Annotated in this window: 4 protein-coding genes and 2 pseudogenes; all 6 read right to left on the bottom strand. The window is 72.0% G+C overall.

Annotated elements, in window-relative coordinates; translation table 11 throughout:
- Positions 1 to 401, bottom strand: a pseudogene (locus tag AC08OT_RS18670) (SAM-dependent methyltransferase); the annotation flags it as partial.
- Positions 402 to 553: 152 nt separating this feature from the next.
- Positions 554 to 1,799, bottom strand: a pseudogene (locus tag AC08OT_RS18665) (OB-fold nucleic acid binding domain-containing protein); the annotation flags it as partial.
- Positions 1,778 to 2,155: a PHP domain-containing protein gene (locus AC08OT_RS18660; RefSeq protein WP_476603110.1), complete on the bottom strand. Its 378-nt coding sequence runs from the start codon at positions 2,153 to 2,155 to the stop codon at positions 1,778 to 1,780. The gene AC08OT_RS18660 and the pseudogene AC08OT_RS18665, both read right to left, overlap by 22 nt.
- Positions 2,156 to 2,351: 196 nt before the next feature.
- Complete coding sequence (locus AC08OT_RS18655; RefSeq protein WP_476592695.1) at positions 2,352 to 3,956, bottom strand: pyridoxal phosphate-dependent decarboxylase family protein; 1,605 nt, start codon at positions 3,954 to 3,956, stop codon at positions 2,352 to 2,354.
- A 72-nt stretch (positions 3,957 to 4,028) separates the two neighbouring features.
- A complete protein-coding gene (locus tag AC08OT_RS18650) occupies positions 4,029 to 5,027 on the bottom strand; it encodes an alpha/beta fold hydrolase (RefSeq protein WP_476592694.1) in 999 nt (332 codons plus the stop codon).
- A gap of 123 nt (positions 5,028 to 5,150) precedes the next feature.
- Complete coding sequence (locus tag AC08OT_RS18645) at positions 5,151 to 5,345, bottom strand: hypothetical protein (protein WP_462203195.1); 195 nt, start codon at positions 5,343 to 5,345, stop codon at positions 5,151 to 5,153.
- Positions 5,346 to 5,706 lie beyond the last annotated feature (361 nt).

Raw genomic sequence — 5,706 nt, 5'->3', positions numbered from 1 at the left:
GGCGGGCCGAGTTCGCGCAGCAGGGTCGCGGCGGCGCGGGCGGTTGCGCCGGTCAGCCGCGAGCCGGCCCCGGCGATGCCCCGGCGCACCGCGAGGGCGGCGAAGACGTCCCCCTCGACGTCGATCTCCCCGGCGACGAAGGCCCGCGCGAAGCCCAGCTCACCCGGGCGGAACAGGACGCGGCGCAGGGCCTCCGGCGAGCGGACCAGGATCCGGGTGGTGGTGTCTGGTCCCAGCACCGAGCCGTCCCACAGCGTGATCCGTACCGGCGGGTCGTCCCCGATCAGGCTCTCGAGCAGGATGCGCGTCGCCCGCGCCACGTTCGGTGACCACCGCGGCTCCCGGTGCGGAATGGTTGCTTCGGCAGGGTCGTGCTTCGCCGGCTCTCGACTGATCGTCACGGCGCATCCTCCGGTTGTTACCTGGGCTCATCGTCCCCCGGAAACCCGCTGCCGCAACGGTGTCGGGTGTTGCATGTCCGTATCCCTGTTACCGGGGATCCCCGGTAACAGGATCCCCGGTAACAGGGATACTCCGGTCCGTCCCGCGCCGCTCAGGCCACGGCGGAGGCGCCGAGCAGGGCCTTGAGGTCGCCCATGAGGGCCGGAGTGCGCTGGACCTTGTACGCGTCGTCGAGCCGGAACACGGTGGTGCGGCTCGCGGTCTGCAGCCGCAGGTGCACCTCCGTCGTCCCGGGATGGGTACCGAGAACCTCCCGCAGCCGCTCCACCGTCGGCGGGTTCACCCGGGACGCCAGTATAATGATCACCATCGGTGGGCTCAGGGCGGCGTCGGACAGGTCGGGGACCGTGAGGTCAGAGGCGATCAGCCGCGGGGTGTCCTCCCGCTTGTCGAGGCGGCCCTTGACGATGACCACGGCGTCCTCGGCGAGCTGAGTGGAGCAGGTCTCGTAGGTCTGCGGGAAGAACATGACCTCCAGCCCGTCCTCGAGGTCCTCGATGGTGGTCAGCGCCCACACCTTGCCCTGCTTGGTGACCTTGCGCTGCAGGCTGGAGATGATTCCGCCGATGGTCACGGTGGCACCATCGGGGTGCTCCCCGCCGGTCAGGGACGCGATGCCGCAGTCCGCCTTCGCCGCGAGGATGTGCTCGACGTCGCGCAGCGGGTGGTCGGAGACGTAGAGGCCGAGCATCTCCCGCTCGTGGGACAGCTTGACCGCCTTGTCCCACTCCTGGTCGGAGAACTCCTGCACGCCGAACACGGGCGCCGCGCCCGGCTCGTCCTCGGCGTCGAAGGCGAACAGGTCGAACTGCCCCGCGGCGTTCTTCTTCCTCACCCCACGGATCTCCCCGGCCTCGCTGTACCGGGGGTGCTGGGGGTCGAAGATCCCGGCCAGCGGGATGTCCTTGCCCATCACGGCGGGCGGCATCGCCTTGGTGATGCGGTCACCCATCGCGTACGGGTAGCCGAGCACCCGCGAGGAGTCCTTGATCGCAGCCTTGGCCTTGATCGTGCCGTAGGTGACGATCTGCGCTATGCGGTCCTCGCCCCACCGGGATGCCCTGGCTCTTCGCCCACACGATGAAGTCGGCGACCACCAGGAAGCACGACGGGAAACCCAGCTGCAGGATGATCCCGATCTCGTACTCGACGCGTTCGCGGTGGGCGTCGTCGTAGCCGTCCGGGAACCGGCGGGCCATACCGGCCCAGGTCGCCTTGCGAAACCAGCTCTCCTCGGTCTCGCCAGCCGGCACCGGGAAGCGCGGCATCAGGTTGTGCTTGGCGAACATGCCGGTGGGGTCGACCCGCTCGGCGATCAGCAGGATGGTCTCACAGCCCTCGCGCCAGACGTCGGAGGTGTCGATCCCGTACATCTCCTCGGCGCTCTTGAGGTAGTAGCCCGACCCCTCGAACTGGAAGGAGGGATTGGCCATCGTCGACGCCGTCTGTACACAGAGCAGCGCGGCGTGGGCGTCCCGCTCGGCCTCGTAGGTGGAGTGCGAGTCGTTGGTGACGACGAACCGCATGCCGAGCGTGCGGACGATGCCCACCAGGCCGTCGCGGACCCGGCGCTCGATGTCGAGGCCGTGGTCCATTGGCGGGAGACCTCTTTGAACATGTCCTTCAGCCGAGCCGCCCCGTCCAGCATCGAGTACTCGGTGTGAACGTGAAGGTGGACGAAAGAGTTGGACACGTCAGATCTTCCCGCGTGCTGGGCACGCCGGTCGAAGCTGCGGACCAGTCACCGACCGTGGAAACGGGCGCCCTCCGGTGCGGGCGCGCCGGGAACTGATCATCACGGGGGGCCGGCCGGATGGACAAGGCGTTCATCCGGCAGCCTAGCGGCCCGCGCGCGGTCCGGACACCTCCGCCGTCGTGTCCGCCGGGTACTACGAAGCGATACCGCCGCGGTGCGTACCGCCGCCGCCCGGCGCCGCCGCGGTCGTCCTCCGCGCCTCGGCGATGGCGGCCCCGATCACCGCGATCGCCTGCTCTACCTCGCTGTCCGAGGTCGACCAGTTGCTTACCGAGATGCGCATCGCTGTGCGGCCCCGCCACACCGTGCCGCTCACGAACGCCTCGCCGCTCGCCGTCACCGCGGCCGTGACCGCCGCTGTCAGCCGGTCGCCCGCCGCCCGCCCGGCCGCCGTCCGGTCGCCCTCCGGGTCTGCCATCACCCGGACCAGCACCTGGTTGAGCTCCACGACGCGGCCCGATCCACCCGGGCCGGTTGACCCGGCTGACCCGGCTGACCCGGCTGACCCGGCTGACCCGGCTGGGCCGCCCGGGCCGGCCACCGCGTTCAGGATTGTCACCCCGGGAAGAGCGGCGAGCCGCACGGCGAAGCGGTTGGCATACTCGCAGCACCGGTCCACCAGGTCGCGCAGCCCCGCCCGGCCGAGCGAGCGCAGCGCCGCGTACACGGCGAAGGCCCGCGCCCGGCGGCTGAACTCCGGTGTCCAGTCGACCGGGTCGAGCCGGCAGGCGGAGTCGAGGACGAAGTAGTCCGCCGAGGCCGACATCGACCGCCGGTGCGCCTCGCGGTCCGCGACGAGGGCGATCCCGCAGTCGTACGGGACGTTGAGCCACTTGTGGCCGTCGGTCGCCCACGAGTCGGCCCGCTCGACCCCGGCGACGAGGGCGCGCCGGGACGCCGCCGCCGACACCGCAGCCCACAGCCCGAACGCACCGTCCACGTGCACCCAGGCGCCGTGTTCGCGGGCCAGCGCGCACACCTCCTCGAAGGGGTCGAACCCACCGGTGTTGACCTCCCCCGCCTGGGCGATCACGATCGTCGGCCCGCTCCCGCCGCTCCCGCGGGCAAGAGCCGCCCGCAGCGCCTCGGGGTGCATCCGCCCGAGCGCGTCGGCCTCGACGGCGATCGTCGCGCGGGTGCCGAATCCGAGCAGGCGCAACGCGGCGTCGACAGTGGCGTGCCGGGCGGCGCCGACCAGGACCCGCACGGGCGGTGCCCCGGCGAGACCATCCGTCTCGACATCCCAGCCGGCCCGCGCCAGCACCCGGTGCCGCGCGGCCGCCAGGGCGGTCACGTGCGCCATCTGGGTGCCGGTGGTGAATCCGACAGACACCCCCGGCGGCAGGCCGAGCAGCTGCGCGATCCAGCGGCCGGTCAGCGCCTCGACGGCGCTGGCGGCCGGGGAGAGGGAGGCCAGGGCAGCGTTCTGGTCCCACACGACGGTGAGCAGGTCGGCGGCGAGCGCCGCCGGCAGGGTCCCGCCGATGACGTAGCCGAAGAAGCGGCCCGAGCCGGTCGAAGTGAGGCCGCCGGCCACCGCGTCGACCAGCGCGTCGATGACCGCCACCGGGTCGCTCGGGCCCGCCGGCAGCGTGTCGCCGAGCCGGTGGCGGACTTGCTCGGCGGTCAGGCTGGGGCCGACCCGACGATCGGCCAGACCCGCCAGGTAGGCGTCGGCATGCCCGGCGGCGGCGCACAGTGCCGCGCGGAGCGCGTCGACGGGCGGCGTGCCTCGCATCGGTGGATCTCCTCGTCCGGGATGGATGATCGTTCGCCAGCGGGTCCGAAGCGGGCTCGATGCCCGGCGGCGTCAGTCTGCCGCCACCGCCACCGCCGGCGGCCGGGCGTGCGCCGCCGCCGTTCGGCTTTCCCGGCTCTCCCGGCCCAGCCAGTCCAGCACCAGCTCGGCGGTGAGCTCCGTCGCCTCGAGCATCGGCAGGTGGCCGAACCCGTCGAGGATCTCCACCCGCCAGTCCGGGCGTTCCGCGGCGACGTGGCGTGCCACGCCCACCGGGATCAGCCGGTCGGCGGAGCCATGGACGAGCATCGTCGGTTGCCGGACGGTGCAGACCATGCGCGCGAGTGAGGCCGGGCGCACCAGCGACCAGACGACCGAGCGCGCTGCCCCCACGTACGCCTGGTCCGCGCCGGGGATCCCGCCGCGCTCGCTCTGCGCGCGCACCATAGCCGCGATCGCCGTCGGCGGGATGCGGCCGGGGTCGGCGCAGAGCCGCCGCAGGTTCTCGTCAACGAGCTGGCGGGGGGTGTAGCGGCCGCGGCGGGGGACCAGCAGACCGGCGAAGATGCGGGTGATCTCAGGATCCAGGCGCACGCCTCGCGGCCGGGGCAGTGCCGGGCCGAGTAGCACCAGACCCGCGACGGACTCCGGCCGCCGACTGGCCTGCATCACACTGATTATGCCTCCCATCGAGCTGCCGACGAGGACGGGCGCCTCCCGGACGATCTCGCTGAGGAAACGGTCGAGCAGTGCCCGGTTGGCCGCGACGTCGGTGCGGCGCCCGGCGGGCGGCGTCCGGCCGTGCCCGGCCAGGTCGACCGCGAGCACCCGGCAGACCGGGGTGAGCAGCGGGGCGAAGGCGAGCCAGTTGAGGTGGGAGCCGCCGAGACTGTGCACGCACAGCAGCAGCGGGCCGTCGGGTGGCCCCCCGAAGTCGACGTAGTGCACCGGCCCGTCCAACTGGGCCCAGAACGACCGGTGGTTCTCCCGGCCGGACGGGTCCGCCGAAACCAGGGGCGTGGTGACCGAGGACGTGGTGACCGCGGGTGCGGTCACATCGCGGCTGCTCATGCTGTGACGGTAGGACAACGCTCCTCGTGGCCGACATACCCGTGTGGCCGACATACCCGTCGGCGGTGAAACCGGCGGTGAAACAGCAGGGCCGGCCGCCCGACGGCGGCCGGCCTCCAGGAGTCACAGTGACCGGGAGGCGCCGAGCCGGAGCCGGTTCGGGTTTGCGACGGGCCCGAACGAGAATGTTTCCGTGGCCGGCTCGAAGACCTCCGCGCCGTCGAGGACGCCGGAGCCGGTCTCCCGCTGACCTGGTACGGAAAGCCCCGGGGCCAGGTGGGTCGTCTCGTCCTTTTCCATGCGCAACGCTCCTTCCATCGTTACCGACACCTGTCCCTAAAACGGTATCGAGTGGACGTGGCGCGCAAAGTCTCTAAGTGATCATGGTCACACCGCAAATCCGAACGATGGCAATGCGTTGCGCCCTTCATTGGCCGTCGGATGGCTACGGCATGCGCAGACCGTGCGTGAAGCGCGCACAGAGCGCGCACAGAGCGTGGGCGAGTCGTTGGTCAGGAGTGTTCAACCGGCCGACCGGCCCGGTCGAAACCGGGCCGGTCAGCTGGAGCCCGCGGCCGGGGCGGGACGTCCGGTCAGGCCCGCAGGGGCGCACCGGAGCCGGCGGCCAGGCTGTCGGTCAGGCTGTCGGTGCCGGAGCGGTGGGGGCCGTTCCGGGAGC

The sequence above is a fragment of the Frankia sp. CgJB1 genome (assembly GCF_977947065.1).
This window is presented reverse-complemented; position numbering and strand designations above follow the sequence as displayed.

Excerpts from the sequence above, each read along its gene's own strand:
- AC08OT_RS18655 (WP_476592695.1), bottom strand. The coding sequence starts at position 3,956 with ATGCGAGGCACGCCGCCCGTCGACGCGCTCCGCGCGGCACTGTGCGCC.
- AC08OT_RS18650 (WP_476592694.1), bottom strand. The coding sequence starts at position 5,027 with ATGAGCAGCCGCGATGTGACCGCACCCGCGGTCACCACGTCCTCGGTC.
- AC08OT_RS18645 (WP_462203195.1), bottom strand. The coding sequence starts at position 5,345 with ATGGAAGGAGCGTTGCGCATGGAAAAGGACGAGACGACCCACCTGGCC.